The organism is Paenibacillus sp. GYB003 (assembly GCF_036577625.1).
Lineage (GTDB): Bacteria > Bacillota > Bacilli > Paenibacillales > NBRC-103111 > Paenibacillus_AB.
The window spans coordinates 1-20,549 of record NZ_JARBDC010000058.1; the positions used below are offsets into that span (position 1 = coordinate 1).

Below are 20,549 nucleotides of genomic sequence, written 5' to 3' on the forward strand. Positions count from 1 at the left end.
CTGGGCGCCGCCGACTTGGCCGGCCGCGGGCTCGCGGCGGGCGACGTCGTCGTCGGCATCGCGGCGAGCGGCCGCACGCCGTACGTCGTCGGCGCGCTCGAGTACGCCCGCTCGGCGGGAGCGGCGACGATCGCCCTGGCGTGCAGCCGCGGCTCTGTCATCGGCGCGCTCGCCGACCGGGCGATCGAGGTGGCGGTCGGGCCGGAGGCGCTGACCGGGTCGACACGCCTGAAGGCCGGGACCGCGCAGAAGCTCGTGCTGAACATGATCAGCACGGCGACGATGGTTCGGCTCGGCAAGGCGTACGGCAACTTCATGGTCGACATGCAGCCGAGCAACGGCAAGCTGCGCCAGCGGGCGCGGAGCATCGTCGCGATGGCGACCGGGGCCGACGAGGCGGCGGTCGAAGCGGCGATGAGCGCGACGGGCGAGCAGATGAAGGCGAGCATCGTCATGCTGCTCGCGGGCGTCTCCGCCGAGGAGGCGTTCCGCCGGCTGGAGCGCGCGGGCGGTATCGTGCGCGAGGCGCTGCGCGACTAGCTCGAAACCTTGGCGAACGTTATTTCGAGAGTAACGGCCTTCGGGGCCTCTTATTCGGTGCCGGTAGCGTTGTTTTGGCCGACCTGCTCGGAAATCAGAGTCCCGAACATCCGCTAAATGTCCGTAACACCCGATTTCCGGTAAAATAAGGGGCAGGAAGGGCCGTTATCGGCAGACGCACGAATCATCACCTTACACGTCCGTCGAACCGGACGAAACGGAGGCGTTCAATATGGCGCTCATGCGCATCACGGGATCGTGGTTCGATTTTTATCACCCGAATCCGTACGAAGGGGACTGCTGGAACTCGACGACGCAGCGGTTTACCGAAGCCGACTGGGAGCTCAAGCTGACGGAGATGGCCGAGATCGGGCTCGACACGCTCGTGCTGCTGAACGTCGCATTGCACGGGAAGGCGTTTTACCCGTCGGACATTTGGTCGTACCGGTGGGACACGGTTTGCCCGGATCCGCTGGAAGCGGTGCTGAAGGCGGGCGATAAGCTCGGGCTGACGATCTATGTCGGGAACGGCTTTTATACGACGCCGATCATGGGAAGCTTGTCGACGAGCGGCGAGACGACGGCGCTCCGGTTCGATTTCGCCAAGGAGCTGGCCGAGCGGTACGGGCACCACGCTTCGTTCGCCGGCTGGTATTTGCCGGTCGAGGCGGCGATTTTCACCCATTTTCCCGATCACTATATCGCCTACGCCAACGAAATGTGCGGCTTCCTGCGCAAGCTCGGGCCGGAGAAAGTGCTGATCGCTCCGTACGGAACCCGCTCGATTACGGGCGACGCCCGGTTCGTCGATCAGCTTCGCTCGCTGGAGGTCGACTATATCGCCTATCAGGACGAAATCGGCGTCGACCGGACGACGTTCGAGGCGGTGGACGCGACGTTCGCCAAGCTGCGGGAAGCGCACGACAAAGCCGGCAAGCCGCTGTGGTCCGACCTGGAGCTGTTCCGCTTCGCGGGCAAAGTGCTCCATCCCGGGCCGTTCGAGCGGGTGAAGCGGCAGCTCGACATTTTGTCGAAGTATTCGGACAAAGTGCTCTGCTATCAATATTTGGGCATGATGAACAAGCCGGGCAGCCCGGTGCACGCCGGACACGAAACGTCGGTGCGGCTGTACGAAGATTACACGGCTTTCCTGCGCGACAACGGGCTGTGGGACGCCGCGGGGGAAACGGGAGGCGAGCGGAGCCGATGAAGCGGCAAGTCGTATTCGGAATCGACATCGGAGGAACGAACATCAAGTCGGGCATCGTCGACAATGAGGGAACAATCCTGCACGCCGACAATACGCCGACGGACGCGCAAGCCGGGCGCGATTCGCTGATCGGCAAGCTGTACGCGATCGCCGGACGGTACAAGGAGCTGGCCGCCGCCGAAGGCTGGGAGCCGCGCGGCATGGGCGTCGCGACGGCCGGCTACGTGAATGCGCGGGAAGGACGGATCGGCTACGCGACGTCGAATTTGCCGGGCTGGACCGGCGTGCCGCTGCGGGACAATATGTCGCGGGAAACCGGCCTGCCCGTGGCGCTCGTCAACGACGCCCACGCCTTCGCCATCGGCGAAGCGTGGATCGGCACGGGCAAGCCGCTCGAAGGCTTTCTGTGCGTGACGCTCGGCACGGGCGTAGGCGGCAGCTGGGTGACGAAGCATGGCGGGACGTACTTCGGCCGCGACGGCTATGCGGGCGGCTACGGCCATATCGTCATCCGTCACGGCGGCCAGCCGTGCAACTGCGGCTTGAGCGGCTGCTGGGAGCAGTACGCCTCGGTGCGGGCGCTTATGCGCCAGGCGGCGGAAGCGGGCCTGGACGAATCGGCGACCGGCGGCTCGGCGAAGAAGCTGTTCGAGCTCGCCCGCGAAGGGCACGAGACGGCGCTCGGCGTGATCGACCGGTACGCCGAATATGTGGCGCTCGGCATGACCAACTTGATCCACATTTTGAACCCCGAATCGATCGTCGTCGGCGGCGCGATTACGGCGCAGGGCGACTTTTTGTTCGACCGGATTCGCGGCAAGGTGAAGGAGCAGATCATGCCGGCTTACGATCCGGTGCGGATCGTGGCGGCGGCGCTCGGCGAGCAGGCCGGCCTCGCCGGCGCGGCGAAGCTGGCGTGGCAGGCCGCGGACGGCCGCTGAGCCTTGCATGGTTTGCATGAGGCCGGTAACCGCAACGCCGAATGGAGCGGGCGGATTTCCCGGCTGGCCCATAAGTGAAGACGCCCGATAACCGCTGTGCGAGCGGGAATCGGGCGTTCGTTTTAACGGGGCCGGGAAATAGCGGACGTTTGGGCCCCTTATTTTCGGCTGAGTTCCGGAAACTCTTATCGCTCGGTGTAGGGGAGGGGGAGGAGCTCTTTGTACGGAAGCAGGGCTCGCGTAAACAACGAACGCGACCGGGCGGCAGCGGTTGCGGATATGGGCCTGCGCAAGAAAAACCGTCAGGGCGTCAAATTCCTTCCCCCTGACGGTCTCGCTGACCTCACCCGCTCAGAAGCGCATACTCGTCCGGCTTGATGCCTTCGTACCGGACGAACGCGCGTTTGAACGAATACGCGTTTTCGTAGCCGACCAGTTGGGCGATGCGCGGCACTTCGCCTTTGCGCTCCCGCAGCAGCTCCTTGGCCCGTTCCATCCGCAGCCGGCACAAATAGTCGTAGAAATTGATCCCCGTCACTTCCTTGAACGTTTTGGAGACGCCGGACACCGACATCTGGAACTGCTCCGCCAGCTTTTTGAGCGACATGTCGGCGTTCGTATAGTTGCGGTTGACGTACAGCAGCAAGTCGTTGCCGAGCTCCATCGCAGATTGGGAGTTGGAGTAGCGGATCCGCTCGCAGATCAGCGTGCCGACCTCGTACACATAGCCCCATAAAGCTTCGACGTTGCGCTCCCGCGCCTTGCTGGCGTACTGTCTCGCGTAAATGTCCGCATCGATGTTCAGCTCGCCGAGCACGCGCAGCATCGTCTCCATGAGCGAGGCGATCAGCTTGGAGACGCTGGACTCCGAAAGCCGCCGGCTTTCGTTTTCCGCCCGCACTTCGTCGACGATCTGCGTCCACGTGTCCAAGTTGCCGATCTTCAAATTGTTGATCAGCTGCACTTCCCAGTCGGTCGGATAATAATAGTCGATCGCGGGCGTCGGGTCGTCGGCGTCGCGCATGCCGCGCCGTACGAACAGCTTGTATTGCAGCTGCTCGCTGGCCGTGTAATACGATTTGCTGATGCCGAGCAGTCCCTGCTCGACGGTGCCGAGCAAAATGTCGAGCCGGCCGCCGCAGCACGCCCGCAGCTCCTCCTCGACCTCCGCGGCGGCCGCCCGGATCGCCCGTTCGTCGAGCGGCGCGTCGGACGACGCGATGATCGCTTTCTCCGCGTTCGTCACCTCGAACAGCTGATACTCGATCCGATGGCGGCCCATGCTTTTTTCCACGGCCATGAACGTCAAAATCTCGATGTTTTTGATCGCTTCCATGTCGGAAATCCCGTCGTACACCGCATGAAAATCGAGCAGCAGCGTGCAAAAAAAAGTGTCGTCCGTATAGCGGAGACCGAACTGCAGCAGCCGGCTCGCCTGCTGCTCCTCCTTGAAGCAGCCTTTCAGCAGCCGCAGCAGCATATTCGACCGGGCCGCGCTTTTGTAGTCGCGGACGGACTGCTGCAAAGACTCGTTCTCGCCGAGCAGACGGTCGATCGACGTTTCGATCAGGTTGTATTCCGAGACGGGGCCGCCGCCCTGCCGCGGCGGCTCGACCCGCGACATGTGGGCCAGCTTGTGGAGCAGGGCGCCGAGCGGCCGGTAGCTCAGCCGGGCGAGCGCGTAGGCGGCGGCCGCGCCGACGACGATCGAAGCGGCGGCGGCAAGCAGCGACGCCAGCATATTGGGGATGCCGATCAATCGCTCGCCGGAATAGGCGACGGCGTACGTCCATTCGCTCACCTGGGAAGGGAGGACGAACGTTTCCGCTTTCTCGCCCCGCGTCGCCGGGCCGCCGTTCCCTCCGGCGAAAACGGGCGCCCCTCCGTCCGTTACGGTTAAGGAGACGGGGCCCGTTCCGCCGACGTACTGACGGAGGTAGGACGCCATATACGAGCTGTCGATGAACAGCAGCAGCACGGCCCGGGGATTGCTCACCACCTCCAGGCTTTGAAGTACGGGGACGACCCGCTTCTCCTCGCCCCAAAGCTTCATCGCCGCCGGCGGAAGCAGCTTCATGATGTGATAGTCCGCGGCCGTCTCGGACAAAGCGCGGCGCGTCTCGGGATCGAAGGCGGCGACGGAGCCGAAAAAGTAATCGGCGCCATAAATGCCCCAAGGCGACACGACGCGCTCCTTGCCGGGATACCAGACGGCGCCGAACGTCAAAATGCCCGATCCGTACGCGGCGTTTTGAAGGTCCTTGCGGATGTCCAGCTCTTTCAGCAGGTCGAACTCGCCATCGTACACGTTCTCGTCCGGCATATACTTTTTCACCCAGGCTTCGTCCGCGAAAATTTCCCCGAGCCGCTTCAGCTCCCTCAGCTTGGCGTCCGCGCCGTCCGCGATCCGTCTCGCGTCCTCCTCGTGCCTCTCGTGCATCCGGCGCTGCTCCTCCGCGGCGCTTTTCGCCAAATTGATCGCGCAAAAAATCAAGATCGGAATGATCAAAATCGCGGTATAGGACCAAAACGTTCGGCGAAACGTGCGGCTGCCGAACCGGTTACGGGACACTGAAACTGACACTGACACTGGATCGCACCTACCTTACCCCCGGCATTCGGTTAATTGACGCTGTTGTATCGGTCGTGAAGCTGCTGGTCGATTTGGATCAGCTGGTCGAGTCCGAGCTTTTTCAGCTCGGCGATGTAGGAATCCCAGCCGTCGAGCGACTTTTGCCCGAGCGCCAGCTTCGTCGCCAGCTCGCTCGAATACGTTGTCAAGTTCGTCAAAATTTTCGTCTTCGTTTCCAGCTGCTTGTCGTCGGGAATGGCCAAATAGTTTTGATTCATGTTGACGAAATACGGCTTGTATTTCAACATGTTCAGCTCGTGCTCCGCTTTGTACGGCGGCACCTGATTCAGCTCGAATTCCAGATTGGCGAACTGCACCCGCGGAAAAACGGTATCGCCGAACAGCCGGCTACCGTTGGTCGTGCCTTTTTTGGCGATTTCCTCGTCCGTCCCCTGGTTGATAAACAGCTTCGCGCCGTTCGCGTCTTTTTTGTACGTCAGACCTTCAATGCCCCAGTATAGCAGATCGGCGTATTTCTCGGAGTAAATGATGTCGAAAAATTTGATCGCCGCCTCGGGATTTTTGGCGTCCTTCGTAATCGCATATTTTTGCCAAACGAGATGCGGCGGCTCGAGCTGCGCGGCCGGGGTAATGCCGTCGACCGCCTTGAGCGGCATCAGCGGCAAATATTCGCCGCCGCCCTTGATCGTCGGCTCCCGCGACATGCCGAGATTGTATTCGTGCGAGGAGGCGACTTTGTTTTCCGTCACCTTCTGCTGAATTTGCTCGCTCTTCGCGCCGATCAGGCTCGTATCGAGAACGCCGGCCTTGATAAGCTGCTGGATGTAGGCGAAATACTCCTTCACGCCGGGCTGGTACCAGGGGGAGACGACTTTTTTGTTTTCCACGTCGACGGCCGTAATGTCCGTGCCGAGGCCGAACCATTGGGCGATCGCCCCGCCGAAGTTGGACGGATCGTAGACGAGCACCTCGTCCGCCTGTCCGTTGCCGTTCGCGTCCCGGTCGCGGAACGCCTTCAGCGTCTCCAAATATTCCTTCGCCGTCGTCGGAACCGGCAAGTTCAGCTTTTCCAGCCAGTCTTTGCGGATCGTCATCGTGAGCGCGACCGGGGCCAGCTCCTTGTCCTTGTACGTTTTGATATGCAGGTTGCTGAACCAGTACATTTTGCCGTCCGGGGACGTCGTCGATTTTTTGGCGAACGGGAACAATTTCGTATACATGTTTTTGATGTTGCCGTTGCCGTACTTGTCGATGAGCGCGTTCAAGTCCATAAGGACGCCCTGCTTCGCCAAATTGAGCAGCGTCGTATTGTCGAGCGCCGACACGTTGACGATGTCGGGAAGCTTGCTGCCGGACGCCATCCGCGTTTTGATGACGACGTTGTACTGCTCGTTCGGCACGAGCTCGTAATCGAGCTGCAAATTCGCCTCGTTGAGCATCTTCTGCACTTCTTTCCACACCGGGTACTTCTCCCGGTCCTCGAACTTGATATATTTGTTCGCGCCGGACGGGCCGAGCATGCGCAGCTTCATCGGCTCCGCGGCGTTCGCGCCTCCGCCTTCGCCGGATTTGGCGTCTTTGTCGTTGCAGGCGGCCAGCGGCAGTATCGCGAGCGCGGCGGCTAGCGCGGCGGCGCACCATTTTTTGGTCATGGGCATAGCGGACGTTCCTCCTAAACGTGTCGTCGGCCGGAGCTATTCCTTCAGCGAGCCGAGCAAAGCTCCTTTGACGAAATATTTTTGAAAAAACGGGTACGTAAACAGCACCGGCAGCGTCGTAAATACGATGATCGCGTATTTCAGCTGAATGTTCGTCAGCATGTTGGACGCCGCGTTCCGGGCGTCTTCCATCGACAGCATTTTCAAGTCGACGGTTTGCTGCACGATGACGCGGTACAAATACATTTGCAGCGGATGCAGCTTTTCGTTCGGCAAATAGACGAGGGCGTCGAACCAGCTGTTCCAGATGCCGACGATCGTGTAAATGGCGACGACCGCCATGATCGGCTTTGAAACCGGTATCATAATTTTGAAAAGAAGCTGCAGATGGGAAGCGCCGTCCACGAACGCCGATTCCTTGAGCGATTCCGGTATCGTCTGGAAGTAAGTCCGGACGAGAATGATGTTCCAAATGCCGACGGCGCCGGGGATGATGATCGCTCCCATCGTGTTGTACAGCCCGAGCTTGTTCACGAGCAGGTAAGCCGGAATCAAGCCCCCTCCGAAGTACATCGGGACGAGCAAATAGCGGACGACCCACCGGCGCCCCGCCAAATTGCGCACCGTCAGCGGATAGGCGCCCAGCACGGCCATCAGGCAGTTGAGCGCGGTGCCGCACGATACGTAGATGATCGTGTTCAAGTACGCCCGCCACATTTTCGCGTCGCCGACGATCAGCTCGTAAGAGCCGAGGAAAAAGCCTTTCGGATACCAAAACACGTTCATCGCCGCCACCTCCATCGGCGAGCTGATCGACATGATGACGACGAAGTAGAACGGATACAGCGTAATCAAACAGATGAGGAGGGCGAGAATGTAAAAGACGGCGTCCGCTATCCGCGAGCCTTGCCGGATCGCGTTTCTCGGCTGCGGATGGCGCTGGCGCCGTAGCGCGGGAAACATAGGTTGGCGTCCTCCTTACCATAGCGCATAGTCGGTAAATTTGCGGCTTAAATAGTTCGCCCCGTACATGAGCGAGAAGTTGATGACGGCCGTGAACAGGCCGATCGCCGCGCCCGAGCTGAAATTGCCGCCGAGCAAGCCGTCGCGGTACAAATACGTGCCGATAACGTCCGCCGTCTCGTACAGCGACGGATTGTAGATGAGCATAATGAATTCGCTGTTGGCCGAAAACAGCCCCCCGATCGCGAAAATGAGCAAAATGAACACGGTCGGGCGGATCGAAGGCAGCGTAATATGAAGCATTTGCTTGAACCGGCCCGCGCCGTCCATTTTGGCCGCTTCGTACAGATGCGGATCGATCGACGACATCGACGCCAAGTACAGGATGCTGCTCCAGCCGAACGACTTCCAGATCGTCGAGATCGTATAGACGGCGGGGAAATAGTTCGGCTCGGTGTTGAACGGGATCGCCGTTCCGCCGAACCATTTGATGAAGGCGTTTACGATTCCGTCCGCGTCGATGAACGACAGCACCATGCCCGCCACGACGACGTTCGAGATGAAATGGGGCAAGTAGCTGGACGTCTGCACGAATTTTTTGAAAAAGCCGGCCCTCAGCTCGTTCAGCAGCAGTGCGAACAAAATCGGCACCCAGAAGCCGAAAATGAAATAATAGAAGCTGAGCACGAACGTATTGCGCAGCAGTCTCCCCGCATACGGCCCGTTGAAAAAGTCGATAAAATGTTTGAAGCCGACCCAGTCGACGGCTCCGTCGAACGACAGAAACGGCCGGCCGGGGAAATAGTTTTGGAAGGCGATGACGATGCCGTACATCGGAATGTAAGAGAAAATAAAAATGTGCAGCAGCACGGGCAGCATGATGAGATACAGCTGCACGTTGTCGCGCCTTCGCCTGCTCTTAAGCTTCATCGCTCCGGCGGTAGCTTTCATGATTCTCCCCTTTGCACTCGGATTTGCGGCGGCCGCCTGCATGTTCTTTCAGCATAAAAGCTGCCCGCCGCACAGGCAACAAACAAAATTTGAAGGGCGCCGCAATTTTTGCGGCCGCGTCGGACAAGCTAGCGGAAGCGCCTGTGAACCGGGGATCGCTGCCTGGAGCGCGGGCTGGCGAGGGAATAGCCGTGTTTTCCAGTCGGAGCCCTATACGTTATGATAGAAGAGAGGCTTTTCGCCGGGCGAACGAGCCGATGGACGCAAGTGGAAAGGATGACGGAACGAATGGCTAACATTGCGCAAAATTTAACCGAATTGATCGGCAATACGCCGCTGCTGGAGCTGCGCGGCTTCGCCGCCAAAGAACGGCTTTCGGCCAGGCTGCTGGCGAAGCTCGAATATTTCAATCCGGCCGGCAGCGTCAAAGACCGGACCGGCTACGCGATGATCAAGGATGCGGAAGCGAAAGGGCTGCTGCGCCCGGGCTCGGTCATCATCGAGCCGACGAGCGGCAATACCGGCATCGCGCTCGCTTTCGTGGCGGCCGCTCTCGGCTACCGGCTGATCATTACGCTGCCGGAGGCGTTCAGCGTCGAACGGAGGAAGCTGCTGAAGGCGCTCGGCGCCGAGCTCGTGCTGACGCCGGCCTCCGAAGGGATGCAGGGGGCGATCCGCAAGGCGGAGGAGCTGGCGGCCGAGCTGCCGAACGCGTTCATTCCGCAGCAGTTCGCCAATCCGGCGAACCCGGACGTGCATCGGCGGACGACGGCGGAGGAAATATGGCGCGACACGGACGGGGAAGTCGACATTTTCGTCGGCGGCGTCGGGACCGGCGGCACGATCAGCGGCGTCGGCCGGGCGCTGAAGGCGAAGAAGGCGTCCGTCCGCATCGTTGCGGTCGAGCCTTACGATTCGCCGGTGCTGTCGGGCGGGAAGCCGGGCTTCCATAAAATCCAGGGCATCGGCGCGGGCTTCGTGCCGGACGTGTACGACGCTTCGGTCGTCGACGAGATCGCGAAGGTGTACAACGAGGACGCGTTCGAGACGGCGCGCAGGCTGGCCAAGACGGAAGGGCTGCTCGTCGGCATTTCGTCCGGCGCGGCCGTTCATGCGGCCGCCGAGCTGGCGGGGCGGCCCGAGAACGCGGGCAAGACGATCGTGGCGCTGCTCCCGGACACGGGAGAGCGGTACTTGTCGACGTCGCTGTTTCAGGACGAGTAGGGCGGGGAGGCCGCCGAAGGAGTCCAACACCAAAACCTCCAACCCGAATGCGGCGTTGGAGGTTTTGGTTTGGAGCGCTAACGTTCAAAAGCACACTATCCGCCGGGCGCGAGCGCCGTTTTGGCGGAATAGTGTGCGAAAGAACGTTAACGCGCCGATCAGCAGGCCGAGCCCGCCTTAAACCGGCTCGACGACCGGCCAATCCAGCTCGATGCCGGCGCCAGCGAGCCGGTTTTGGAAGTCGCGCAGGTGCGTCTCCGTATTGCGCACGTCTCGCGGCCTGAGGCCGGTGTCGAGGCAATACGCGGCCAAATAGCCGGCCGCCTCGCCGACGTTCCATTCGACCGGATGCAGCCGGTAGCAGCCGTTCGTCAAATGCGTCACCCCGATGTTTTTGCACGCGGGAAGCAAGTTGTCGACCCGGACCGGGATCAAGCTGCCGAGCGGAATTTGGAACGGACTGACGGGAATATAGAAGCCTTCCCGCCCGCCCGTCGTCGGATGAAGGTCGATCCGGTAGCAGCCGACGCCGACCGAATCGGCGAACTTGACCGCTTCCTTCCGTCCGTGAACGGCCGGATTGACGTGCTGCTCCAAAACGGTGAATTCCGCGCGAATGCGGCGCGATTCGCGAATATACGGAGCCTTCGCCAGTCCGTCCTCCGTGCCGACGACGTCCTTGCGCAGGCGCAAGCCCGGGTAGCCTTTCCCGCCGTCCGGCCGCGGCGCCTCCGTCTGCAGCCAGTACAGCAGGCTGAGGCTCAAATTTTTGGCCCGCCGAAGGTGACGCTCCCGTTCTTCGTCGTCGACATCGATAATGTTGCCGAGCCAATAGTCGTTTTGCGGCCAGTTGACGAGCGTAATGTCGCTGGCGAACGTGCCCGGGACGAAATTCGTCTTGTCGATCGAGCGGCGGTAATCCCACAGCGGGAATACGCCCTTCTCCGGCACCCTGAACAGGCTGAACGACTTGAACGGGCTCAAGTTCGACGTCGCCCAGCTCAGCATGACGTCTTTCATGAACGGTGCGCGATACGTTTTCCAAAACTCGTAGTCGTCCGGCTTCGCGATCGTATGATCTTCGCCTTCCCGGTAATCCATCGCGAAGACGATCGTGAACGACTGCACGTCGTCCGGCTCCGAGTCGCCGTCCAGCGCGTTCGGCTCGCCGGTTTCGGCTTTCGATTCCGCGCCGGACACGTACTCGACTCCGGCGAGCGGCAGCAAATCGCCGCATTCCGTCGCGTCCAGCACGTAGGGCGCCCGAAGCAGCTCCTCTTCGCCGCTCGGCGTATGGCGAACCGTTACGCTCGTCACCCGATCGCCTTCGGACGCCGCCGCGACCGGCTTGCGGTTCAGCAAAATCGTGACGGCTCCGCTGTGCACATAAGGCGCCAGCATATCCTCCAGCACGGCCAGCGCCGCGCGAGGCTCGACGCACAGACGGCTGACGATCGCGTTGCCCGGGTTCAGCCGCGGGTTCGCCGCCGCCTCCGGCGTCAGCGGGAAATTCCGCTTGTAATACTCTCTCACCTTATCGCGGAACGTCCGGTACGTCCGCGTGCAGCCGAACTGCTCGATCCAGCGGTGCTCGTCGGGCGGGACGGCCTGACTCGTCACCTGGCCGCCGATCCAATCCGTTTCCTCGGTCAAAACGACCGATTTGCCCGATTTCGCCGCGGCGAGTGCGGCCGCGCAGCCGCCCAACCCTCCGCCGACGATCAGGATGTCGCATTCCTTAACAGTCGTCATCCGGTTTCACATCCTATTTCGTTACGGATTGCTCCAGCCACTTGCCGATCCGATCCGCGTATTTTTTCGTAATGTATTGGGGCCGGGTAATGGCGCCGCCGACGACGACGTATGCCGCTCCCGCCTCAAGCGCTTCCTCCGCCTCGGCCGGGCTCCAGATGCGCCCTTCGGCGACGAGCGTCGCCTTCGTCAGCCGCTTCGCCAGCTCGCGCACGAGCTCGAGATCGGGCCCTTCCTGCTGCGGGCTGTACGGCGTATAGCCGGACATCGTCGTCGAGACGAAGTCGGCTCCGAGCGATTCGGCGAGCAGCCCTTCCTCCAGCGTCGAAATGTCGGCCATCACCGCCACGCCCGCTTCATGGCAGTGCCGGATGAGCGGCACGACGCGCTCCATGCGGTCTTCCCGGTTCGTCATATCCATGGCGACGACGTCCGCGCCCGCTTCGATAATCGCCTGCACGTCGACGAGCTCCGGCGTGATGTAAATGTCCGAGCCGGGAATGTCGCGCTTCAGCAGCCCGATGACCGGCAAGCCGACGGCCGCCTTGATGTCGCGAATATCGTCCGGCCCGTTCGCGCGGATGCCGATCGCTCCGCCTTGCTGCGCGGCCTGCGCCATGCGGGCCATCGTCCCTTGCCAGTACAGCGGTTCGCCGGGCAGCGCCTGGCACGACACGATCAATCCTCTACGTTCGAATATCGGTTTCATGCGCAATGAACACTCCTTGTTTGTTCTAAGATGAGCGAACGGCCTCAGCTCGTCGTTCCGTCCAAATAAATGGCGCTAAGCAGCGCGGCAAACGTGGCCGCCTTGCGGAACGTCGTCGTAACCGGCGACCGCTCGGGGTCGTCGTGCTTCACTTTCGGCCGGAAATAGGCGGCGCCTTCCCGCTCCATGCCGTCCCCGATTTCCCGCAGCCGTCCCGCGACGTAAGCTTGCGCTTCGCCGATATGAGGGACGCGCGACAGGGCGAGCACGATTTCCGGCACGTTCGGCCAATCGCGGCACCACCACGGCGCCTCGTTGTCGTCGTTCGGTCCGTCCCGCAGCGCCTGCAGCACCGTATGGACGGCCTCCTCCTCGATGCGCTTCCAGCGCTCGCGAAGCGGCTCCTCCAACAGCGGCAGCAGCGTGTGGGCGAACGCGACGATCGTCACTTGGTACGCGACGCTGTTGCCCATGCCGACCGAACCGTCCCACAGCTCCGTATACGGCCACCAGCCGGGACTATGCCGCCCGAACCGGTCGGCCACGTGGGCGACGGTGCGCCGGATTTGGCTCAAATAGGCCGGATTGCCGGTTAGCTCGTAAGCCCGGCCGAGCGTATGCGCCGCGTAAATGTCGCCGTTCAGCACGTCGTGCATGCGGGCGTTCGGATTTTTATAAATGGCGCAGGGATTTTCCTCCGCCACCTGCGTCAGCAAATAATCGGCGGAACGGATCAGGCTCGTTTTCGCGGATTCGTTCCGCGTCGCCTTGTAGACGTGATAAAGGCTGTTCGCCGAAGCTCCGATTTCGGCGATGTCGACGGTACCCTGCTCGCCTTTCTTGACGTAATACGGCTGACCGAACGCTCCGCTCGGCAGCTGCCGGCGCAGCACGTCGTCGATCAGCGCGGCCGCGGTTTCCGTATCGGCTTCGCTGCCCGACGCGCCGCCCAGCATGGCGTACAGGCAGGCGGTTTCCGCCGTCGTGCAGCAGCTGGCCCGATCGCCGAGCTCATCGTCCAGCACGTACAGGTTGCCCGACTCGTCGCGGCGCAGCAAGCCGTCCATATACGATTTCAATGTCGCGGCAAGCGATAAAATAGGCTCCATCGGATACATTCTCCTCGCACGGTAGTATGGGAAAATAGAACGGCATACTACAGATTATAGCACAAGATGGAGAAAAGTTTCCTTTGAAAATCATATTGTGAAGAAAATATTCATTCGAGACAATGCCCGTAAGCACGGCGGCGGCATCCGGCCGGCGCCCGCTCCGAAGGCCTATGAATTTGGCTCCAAGCTTGAATTGCGGCGGCGAAAAAACTACAATGGATAGTAACGATGGATTGGATACAAAATCCTTTTCGACAAAATAATTTGGAATCGGATTCCATTATTGATCATGAATGGCGCAAGGACAACGCCTCCCGGTTATTGACATTGACACTGCAACCGGGCATCGGATACAATTTCGACAAGAAACGACGCAGTTCTGCTCGGCAACGAACGGAGACTGCTTCTTTTCGCGTTATCCCGTTTTTCGGGTCCGATTGCAAACGTTTCATTTTTTTCATTTACATAAGGGGGTGGGGAAGGTGGCGACCAAGCTTGCGCGGCTGTTTCAAAAAACGACGTTCAAACGGAAGCTGTACCTATACTCGCTCCTATTGTGCATTGCGCCCGTGCTGCTGCTGGGCGCCGTTTCTTCCGTCATCGCCTCCCGGATGGTGCAGGAGGAAGTCGATCACAATCATCAAATCATTTTGCGGCAAATCCAGCTGCAGGTCGATCATTTCCTGCAAGCGCTCGATAAAGCTTCGATCGATCTGGCGAACAATTCGATCATCGAGAAATCGGTCCAGCTGGGGGCCTCGATGCAGCATTTGGATACGACGCTCGACATGATCGACCTGCTGCAGCGGCAGCGCAACTTTTCCGACATTCCGTTCCACATCTCGATCCTGTACGGCAACTACGGGCAAGTCTATTCGAACCGCGACGGCCTGATGAGCCAAAACGACTTCGTCTACGCGGAAATCGCCCGCCAATTGAACGCGAAATATACCGGCCCCGTCGTCATAGCGCCCCGGACGTACCCGAATCAGGACGAGCTGCTCGTCATCCGGTCCGTGCCGCTGTTCGTCACCGACAAAGCCGACGGCTTCGTCATGCTGCACGTTCCGTCCGGCCAGCTCAGCTCGTTCGTGCAGAGCGTCCGTCTCGGCGACGGGCGGAAGCTGCTCGTCATGGACGACAAAGGCACGGTCGTGGCGAGCCACGATCCGGCGGAAATCGGCACGCGCATCAATGCATCCGGGCTGTACCGGTATTGGACCGATCCGTCTTCGGCGAACGAGGTCGAGCTGGACGGCGTTTCGTACCAAGTGTCGATGGAGCGGTCGGCGTTCAACGACTGGACTTATTTGGCGCTGACCGAGAGCTCCTTGCTGACCGGCAAAGCGAGGCGGATCGAAACGGTAACGTGGTCGTTCGCCGCCGCGCTGCTGGCGATCTGGATCGGCATCGCTTTGTTCGGCACGAACCGGCTGTACAATCCGATCCAGCGGCTGGCGAGCAAATTTTCCGGCGAAGGACGCGGCGCGCCGAACGGCCGCGACGGCTTGGAGGCGCTCGATTCGTACATCCATCATATGGCGCTGACGAACGACCGGCTGCAGCACCGGCTCGACGAGCAGCTTCCTTATATGAAGGAAACGGTATATCAGCAGCTGCTGCGCGGCGAGATGGACGACCGCGACATTCGCGAGAAAACGGAGCATTACGGCTTCCCGCTGAAGGGGAACTGGTTTTTCGTCTGCCTCGTCGATCTCGACGAGTTCGGCCGTTTCCGCGAAAGGTACAAGGACAACGACCGGTCGCTGCTCTTTTACGCCCTTCGCAAAATGTGCGAGGAGCTGTGCGAGCAGGAGCCGGAATTATCGTGCGTGACGGCGTCGCCGCTTCCCGGCCAGGTCGCGATCGTTCTCGGCGCGGACCGGGCGGACGAGGCGATCGAGCGCAAGGTGACGGAGCTGGCCGCCCAGATCAACGACAAAGTGAGACAATACTTCCCGTTTACCGTAACCGTCGCGCTCAGCCGGCCGGGCAAGGAATACCGCAGCATCGCCGAGTCGTACCAGCAGTCGCTCGAGCTGCTCAGCTACCGGCTGCTGCTCGGCCATAACCAGTTCATCACGCCGGCCGATTTGAAGCCGGCCGTTCAGCAGTCCCGCCTCGCGATCGTCAGACGGCAAAAAAAGATCGTCTCGAACATTACCCAGGGCGATCTGGAAGGAGCGGCGGCCGAGCTCCGGGAGCTCGTGCGGGACGTGCCGCAATATGTGCAAAACTCCGAGACGGTGCTCGGGCTGTTCGCCTATTTGATCGGCGAGCTGGACATGCTGCTGCAGGACATCGGGCTCGATCCGAAAGCGTTTTTCCCCGACGATCCGTATAAGGAGCTGTACGCCAAAACGAGCCTGAACGAGGTAACCTCGTGGCTGACGGACGTCATCTTCCCGTCCGTCGCGGGCCATATGGGCAGCCTGCGGATGTCGAAGCAGAAAACGACGATTCGGCAGGTACTCGCTTACATCCACGAGCGGTACGACACCGATTTGTCGCTGCAGCACGTCGCCGACCGGTTCGACCTGTCGCCGTCCCAGCTCAGCCGCCTGTTCAAGGAGGAGACCGGGATTCATTTCGGCGACTACTTGATCGAATACCGGATGGAGAAAGCGAAAGAGTTTCTCGTCCATACCGATATGCCGATCAAAGACATTTCGGAAAAGCTTTGCTACACGTCCGTGCAAAATTTCACGCGCATTTTCAAGCAAATCGTCGAAGTTCCGCCGGGCCAATACCGGAAACGGTACCGGGATGCCGAGCCGGCCGAGGCGGAGCATGCATCCTCCGACGCGTAGGAGGACAGAACCGAAAAAAGGATGAAAGAAACGTTGACGCTTCGCTTCGGAGCGTCTTTTTTCTTAACAAAATCTTTATCTTTCGATGCGTTTTGTTTATCTTTTGCGTCCCCGCAACTGATAATTGCGCTTAAAAACCGGGTGCGGGTATGCTACGGACATGGACAGGCACAGATGGGACTCGCGAAAGGGGACGAAACAACCAGATGAAAACGCACTCAGCGGTGTCGCCGCCGACCGGATCGGGCCCTTCGGCATGGTCGCGGACGAGGACCCGCATTTGGAAAGACCGCTATTTGCTGCTGCTGGGCCTGCCGGGGCTCGCCTATTTTCTCGTTTATAAGTATGCCCCGATGTTCGGCCTTTACTTGGCCTTTATCGATTTTAACCCGTTTCAGGGCATTTTCGGCAGCGATTTCGTCGGCATGGCGCATTTCAAGCGCATTTTCTCGGACAGCGAAGTGCTGCGCGTGCTGTGGAACACGCTGTACATGTCGTTTTTGCAAATCGTGTTCGCGTTTCCGATGCCGATCGTGCTGGCGCTCATGCTGAACGAGATTCGCAACCAGGTGTACAAGCGCCTCGTGCAGTCGATCATTTACTTGCCGCACTTTTTGTCGTGGGTCGTCGTCGTCGGCATCTGGATCATCTTTTTCCGCGGCGAAGGGCTCGTCAACGTCTTTTTGCGCGAGACGTTCGGCTGGCAATCGATTCCGTTCCTGACCGATCCGTCGTTTTTCAAGCCGATGATCGTTACGCAGGTCATTTGGAAGGAAGCGGGCTGGGGCACGATCATCTTCCTCGCGGCGCTCGCCGGCGTCAATCCGAGCTTGTACGAGGCGGCGGTCGTGGACGGCGCAAGCCGCTTGCGCCAAATTTGGCACATTACGCTGCCGGCGATCCGGTCGACGATCGTCATCATGCTCATTTTGCGGCTCGGTACCGTTATGGACAGCGGCTTCGAGCAGGTGTTCCTCATGCTGAACCCGTTCAACGAGGATACGCAAAACGTGCTCGATACGTTCGTTTTCTACAAAGGCATCGAGCAATCCGACTACAGCTTCGCCACCGCCGTCGGCTTGTTTAAAGGGTTCGTCGGGCTCGTGCTTGTCATGTCGGCGAACCGGCTGGCCAAAAAATTCGGCGAGGACGGCGTCTATTGACGCCGGAAGGAAAGGGGCTGCACCTGCAACCATGAAAGACAAATCGTTATCGAGCCGCGTCCTCGACGTGTTCAACTATACGTTGCTGGCGGTCATCGCGGCGCTCATGCTGTTTCCGTTTCTGTACGTAATCGCCGTATCGTTCTCGTCCTACAAAGATTACATGCAAAGCGACTTTATGCTCATTCCGAAGGAATGGGTACTGGACGCCTACCAATACATTTTCGCGTCGAAATCGTTTTTGCGCTCGCTGTGGGTGACCGCGCTCATTACGGTCATCGGCACGTTCGTCAACCTGGCGTTTACGTCGTCGTTCGCATACACGCTGTCGCGGCCCGTCTTCGGCCAAAGGCCCGTAACGTTTCTCGTTCTGTTTACGATGCTGTTCAATGCGGGCATGATTCCGACTTACCTGGTCGTCAAAGAGACCGGGCTGATGAACACGATTTGGGCGATGATCTTGCCCGTGGCGATCGCGCCGTTCAACCTGATCGTCATGCGGCAGTTTTTCCAAAGCATTCCGAGCGAGCTGCACGAGGCGGCGACGATCGACGGAGCGAACGATCTCCAGTCGTTCTGGAAAATCATTTTGCCGTTGTCCAAGCCGTCTCTGGCCGCGTTCGGCCTGTTTTACGCGGTGATGCACTGGAACAACTACTTCAGCGCCATTTTGTACATGAACGATCAGAAATGGTGGCCGATCCAAACGATTTTGCGGCAAATCGTCGTCGTCAACGAAGCGCAAAACTCGCTGGCGAACGGACAAATTTTGCTCGAAAACGCGCCGCCGGCGGAAACGATCCAGATGGCCGCGATCATCGTCGCCACGGTGCCGATTTTGATCGTGTACCCGTTTCTGCAAAAGCATTTCGCCAAGGGGGTGATGCTCGGCTCGGTGAAAGGGTAAGCTGATGCGTAAGATAAGCAGGGGAAACGTATTCGTACGACTGCAAGCGACTTATTTAACTGAAGCGAGAGGGGATCTGACCAAATGGCTATGAAGAAACTGCTGGCGGCCGGTCTTGTCGTAGCGTTGTCGGCTACGGCCGCGGCGTGCGGTTCGGCGAAACAAGAGGAGAAGCCGGCGGACGGCGCTGCGAGCGGCGGTCAATCGAATTCGGCGAAAAAACATACGATCACGATGATCGATTACCGCTACGGGGCGCTGCCTCCTTCGGACGGCAAAGGCATTCAAATGATCAACGAGAAGTTCAACGTGGACTTCAAGCCGCAATACGTCGTCCGCTCCGATTATACGCAGAAGCTGAGCGCCGTCGTCGCGTCGGGCGACATTCCGGATATCATCATTCTCGAAGCGCCGGACGCGAACTTCTACAAGTGGGCGAAGCAAGGGGCGTTCCTGCCGCTTGACGAATACATGAGCAAGTACGAATCGTTCAAGCTCATTCCGGAAAACGTGCGCAAGGCGGTCATGGTCGGCGGCAAAACGTACGCGATCCAAAAATATTTGACCGAAAACTACGACCTGACGCCGATGATCCGCACCGACTGGCTCGACAAGCTCGGCCTGAAAATGCCGACGACGTACGAAGAGCTGAAGCAAGTGGCGATCGCCTTCACGAAAAACGACCCGGACGGCAACGGCAAAGCCGACACGTACGGTCTCGCCATGGCGGAAAACATCAACCCGCAGTACGCGATGGGCACGTATTGGGATCTCAACGCCTGGTATCATAAAAACGAGCAAGGCCAGCTCATCCCGGGCTTCATCTCGAACGCCCGCAAAGATCACGTGCAATGGCTCGCCGACTTGTACAAGGAAGGCGCCATCACGAAAGACTTCGCGCTCACGAACTGGAGCAACGTCAATACGAAAGAGTTTTACGCGGGCAAAGCGGGCATTTTCATCGGTACGCCGCGCGGCATGAACCCGTCCTGGATGCAGGGGCTCGTCGACGTGAATCCGAACGCCAAGCTGGCGCCGATTCCGGCGTTCAAAGCTCCGGACGGCAGCCAAGGCTTTACGTCCTCCTCGGGCTACTACGGTCTCGTTATGCTGAGCGCCAAGCTGAAGGACGATCCGGACAAAGTGAAACGGATCATGGAAATGATCGACTTCGGCCGGAAGTTTTATCCGCTCGAGCAGCGCAACGCCGGCAACAAAGATTTCGACTGGCTGAACGGGCTCGAAAACCAAGGCTACAAAATCGTAAACGGTTCGGTGCAGCGCGAACTTGAAGAAAAAGGCATGGCTCCGATGAACTATTTGCCTGACAGCCGCATGTGGGCGCCGAGCGACGACGCGAACGGCTATTCCAAAGAATATACGGTGCCGCTGCTGCGCGACGTGGCCGCCCAATTCGAAGCGATGCACAAAAACTTGAAGCATTACGTCAACCCGGTCAACGCTGTCTTCTCCGAAACGAGAGCGACGAAAGATTCCGAGCTGAGCAAATTCCTGTACACCGAGCAAACGAAAATGATTTTCGGCGAAAAACCGATTTCCGACTGGGACAAAATGGTGAAAGAATGGATGGATAAGGGCGGCGCGCAAGTGATCAAAGAAGTGAACGACGCCCTGAAAGAATCCGGCTTCACCGGACCTCAGTGGAAGTAAGACGGTACTAGGGAAAATATGAAGAAGACCGGCCTCGTCCGGTCTTCTTTTAGTTTGTTGTCGACGGAACGAATCGTAGTATGCTTATCGGCGGAAAAAACGGTCGTTTTTCAGGCTAACGAATCCGGATATCGCTATCCAGCCCAAAAATGGAAGAAAACGATCCGGTTTGCCGGCAATAGCGATACGGGAGTTCGTAAACAAATCGAATCCCCCGCATTCAGCTCCGATAACGATTGCACGGTTCGTAAGCCGTATGACCGAGGGAATGGGGTGAGGCGGAGCGATTGCGGATTCGAAAGTAAGAAAATAACAGCATTTGCTTTCAAAAGAAAAAAAAGAAAG

At 59.6% G+C, this 20,549-nt stretch carries 15 protein-coding genes; 8 read left to right on the forward strand and 7 right to left on the reverse strand.

Annotation, left to right across the window (positions count from 1 at the left end; translation table 11 throughout):
• The 3 genes from PV407_RS19045 to PV407_RS19055 all read left to right on the forward strand — a co-directional run.
• A partial coding sequence (locus PV407_RS19045) for an N-acetylmuramic acid 6-phosphate etherase (protein ID WP_332091552.1) occupies nucleotides 1-540 on the forward strand: 540 nt, incomplete at its 5' end.
• 232 nt (nucleotides 541-772) lie between these two features.
• Entirely contained in the window at nucleotides 773-1,750 is a 978-nt protein-coding gene (locus PV407_RS19050; RefSeq protein WP_332091553.1) for a DUF4434 domain-containing protein, read from the forward strand.
• On the forward strand, nucleotides 1,747-2,691 hold the full coding sequence (locus PV407_RS19055; protein WP_332091554.1) for an ROK family protein: 945 nt from the start codon (nucleotides 1,747-1,749) through the stop codon (nucleotides 2,689-2,691). The genes PV407_RS19050 and PV407_RS19055 overlap by 4 nt, the downstream gene beginning before the upstream one ends.
• A 343-nt stretch (nucleotides 2,692-3,034) precedes the next feature.
• On the opposite strand, the gene PV407_RS19060 is transcribed toward PV407_RS19055, so the two are convergent.
• Genes PV407_RS19060 through PV407_RS19075 form a run of 4 tightly spaced genes read right to left on the reverse strand, consistent with a single transcriptional unit; the run spans nucleotide 3,035 to nucleotide 8,856 of the window.
• The gene (locus PV407_RS19060) at nucleotides 3,035-5,275 is read right to left on the reverse strand and encodes a helix-turn-helix transcriptional regulator (protein ID WP_332091555.1); all 2,241 of its coding nucleotides are present in this window, start codon (nucleotides 5,273-5,275) and stop codon (nucleotides 3,035-3,037) included.
• A 38-nt stretch (nucleotides 5,276-5,313) separates the two neighbouring features.
• Entirely contained in the window at nucleotides 5,314-6,942 is a 1,629-nt protein-coding gene (locus PV407_RS19065; protein WP_332091556.1) for an extracellular solute-binding protein, read from the reverse strand.
• A gap of 36 nt (nucleotides 6,943-6,978) precedes the next feature.
• A complete protein-coding gene (locus tag PV407_RS19070) occupies nucleotides 6,979-7,905 on the reverse strand; it encodes a carbohydrate ABC transporter permease (RefSeq protein ID WP_332091557.1) in 927 nt (308 codons plus the stop codon).
• 15 nt (nucleotides 7,906-7,920) lie between these two features.
• A complete protein-coding gene (locus PV407_RS19075) occupies nucleotides 7,921-8,856 on the reverse strand; it encodes an ABC transporter permease (RefSeq protein ID WP_332091558.1) in 936 nt (311 codons plus the stop codon).
• Nucleotides 8,857-9,144: 288 nt separating this feature from the next.
• On the opposite strand from PV407_RS19075, the gene cysK reads away from it, so the two are divergent.
• Nucleotides 9,145-10,080, forward strand: coding sequence for a cysteine synthase A (gene cysK, locus PV407_RS19080; RefSeq protein WP_332091559.1), 936 nt, complete (start codon nucleotides 9,145-9,147; stop codon nucleotides 10,078-10,080).
• Between the two features lie 177 nt (nucleotides 10,081-10,257).
• Here the strand turns inward: cysK and PV407_RS19085 are convergent, their stop codons facing one another.
• Genes PV407_RS19085 through PV407_RS19095 form a run of 3 tightly spaced genes read right to left on the reverse strand, consistent with a single transcriptional unit; the run spans nucleotide 10,258 to nucleotide 13,650 of the window.
• Nucleotides 10,258-11,832: an FAD-dependent oxidoreductase gene (locus tag PV407_RS19085; protein ID WP_332091561.1), complete on the reverse strand. Its 1,575-nt coding sequence runs from the start codon at nucleotides 11,830-11,832 to the stop codon at nucleotides 10,258-10,260.
• Nucleotides 11,833-11,845: 13 nt separating this feature from the next.
• On the reverse strand, nucleotides 11,846-12,541 hold the full coding sequence (locus PV407_RS19090) for an N-acetylmannosamine-6-phosphate 2-epimerase (protein WP_332091562.1): 696 nt from the start codon (nucleotides 12,539-12,541) through the stop codon (nucleotides 11,846-11,848).
• Nucleotides 12,542-12,585: 44 nt separating this feature from the next.
• Complete coding sequence (locus PV407_RS19095) at nucleotides 12,586-13,650, reverse strand: hypothetical protein (protein WP_332091563.1); 1,065 nt, start codon at nucleotides 13,648-13,650, stop codon at nucleotides 12,586-12,588.
• A gap of 485 nt (nucleotides 13,651-14,135) precedes the next feature.
• On the opposite strand from PV407_RS19095, the gene PV407_RS19100 reads away from it, so the two are divergent.
• The 4 genes from PV407_RS19100 (at nucleotide 14,136) to PV407_RS19115 (ending at nucleotide 20,204) form a co-directional block, all read left to right on the forward strand.
• Complete coding sequence (locus PV407_RS19100; RefSeq protein WP_332091564.1) at nucleotides 14,136-16,463, forward strand: helix-turn-helix domain-containing protein; 2,328 nt, start codon at nucleotides 14,136-14,138, stop codon at nucleotides 16,461-16,463.
• A 206-nt stretch (nucleotides 16,464-16,669) separates the two neighbouring features.
• Nucleotides 16,670-17,626 carry an ABC transporter permease gene (locus PV407_RS19105; protein WP_332091565.1) on the forward strand — a complete coding sequence of 319 codons (957 nt, stop codon included), beginning with the start codon at nucleotides 16,670-16,672 and terminating at the stop codon, nucleotides 17,624-17,626.
• 31 nt (nucleotides 17,627-17,657) lie between these two features.
• The gene (locus PV407_RS19110; protein WP_332091566.1) at nucleotides 17,658-18,533 is read left to right on the forward strand and encodes a carbohydrate ABC transporter permease; all 876 of its coding nucleotides are present in this window, start codon (nucleotides 17,658-17,660) and stop codon (nucleotides 18,531-18,533) included.
• Between the two features lie 84 nt (nucleotides 18,534-18,617).
• On the forward strand, nucleotides 18,618-20,204 hold the full coding sequence (locus PV407_RS19115; RefSeq protein WP_332091567.1) for an extracellular solute-binding protein: 1,587 nt from the start codon (nucleotides 18,618-18,620) through the stop codon (nucleotides 20,202-20,204).
• Nucleotides 20,205-20,549 lie beyond the last annotated feature (345 nt).

Coding starts and splice junctions, on each gene's coding strand:
- PV407_RS19050 (WP_332091553.1), top strand. CDS start 773: ATGGCGCTCATGCGCATCACGGGATCGTGGTTCGATTTTTATCACCCG.
- PV407_RS19115 (WP_332091567.1), top strand. CDS start 18,618: ATGGCTATGAAGAAACTGCTGGCGGCCGGTCTTGTCGTAGCGTTGTCG.
- PV407_RS19085 (WP_332091561.1), bottom strand. CDS start 11,832: ATGACGACTGTTAAGGAATGCGACATCCTGATCGTCGGCGGAGGGTTG.
- PV407_RS19105 (WP_332091565.1), top strand. CDS start 16,670: ATGAAAACGCACTCAGCGGTGTCGCCGCCGACCGGATCGGGCCCTTCG.
- cysK (WP_332091559.1), top strand. CDS start 9,145: ATGGCTAACATTGCGCAAAATTTAACCGAATTGATCGGCAATACGCCG.
- PV407_RS19095 (WP_332091563.1), bottom strand. CDS start 13,650: ATGGAGCCTATTTTATCGCTTGCCGCGACATTGAAATCGTATATGGAC.
- PV407_RS19065 (WP_332091556.1), bottom strand. CDS start 6,942: ATGCCCATGACCAAAAAATGGTGCGCCGCCGCGCTAGCCGCCGCGCTC.
- PV407_RS19075 (WP_332091558.1), bottom strand. CDS start 8,856: ATGAAAGCTACCGCCGGAGCGATGAAGCTTAAGAGCAGGCGAAGGCGC.
- PV407_RS19110 (WP_332091566.1), top strand. CDS start 17,658: ATGAAAGACAAATCGTTATCGAGCCGCGTCCTCGACGTGTTCAACTAT.
- PV407_RS19090 (WP_332091562.1), bottom strand. CDS start 12,541: ATGAAACCGATATTCGAACGTAGAGGATTGATCGTGTCGTGCCAGGCG.
- PV407_RS19055 (WP_332091554.1), top strand. CDS start 1,747: ATGAAGCGGCAAGTCGTATTCGGAATCGACATCGGAGGAACGAACATC.
- PV407_RS19070 (WP_332091557.1), bottom strand. CDS start 7,905: ATGTTTCCCGCGCTACGGCGCCAGCGCCATCCGCAGCCGAGAAACGCG.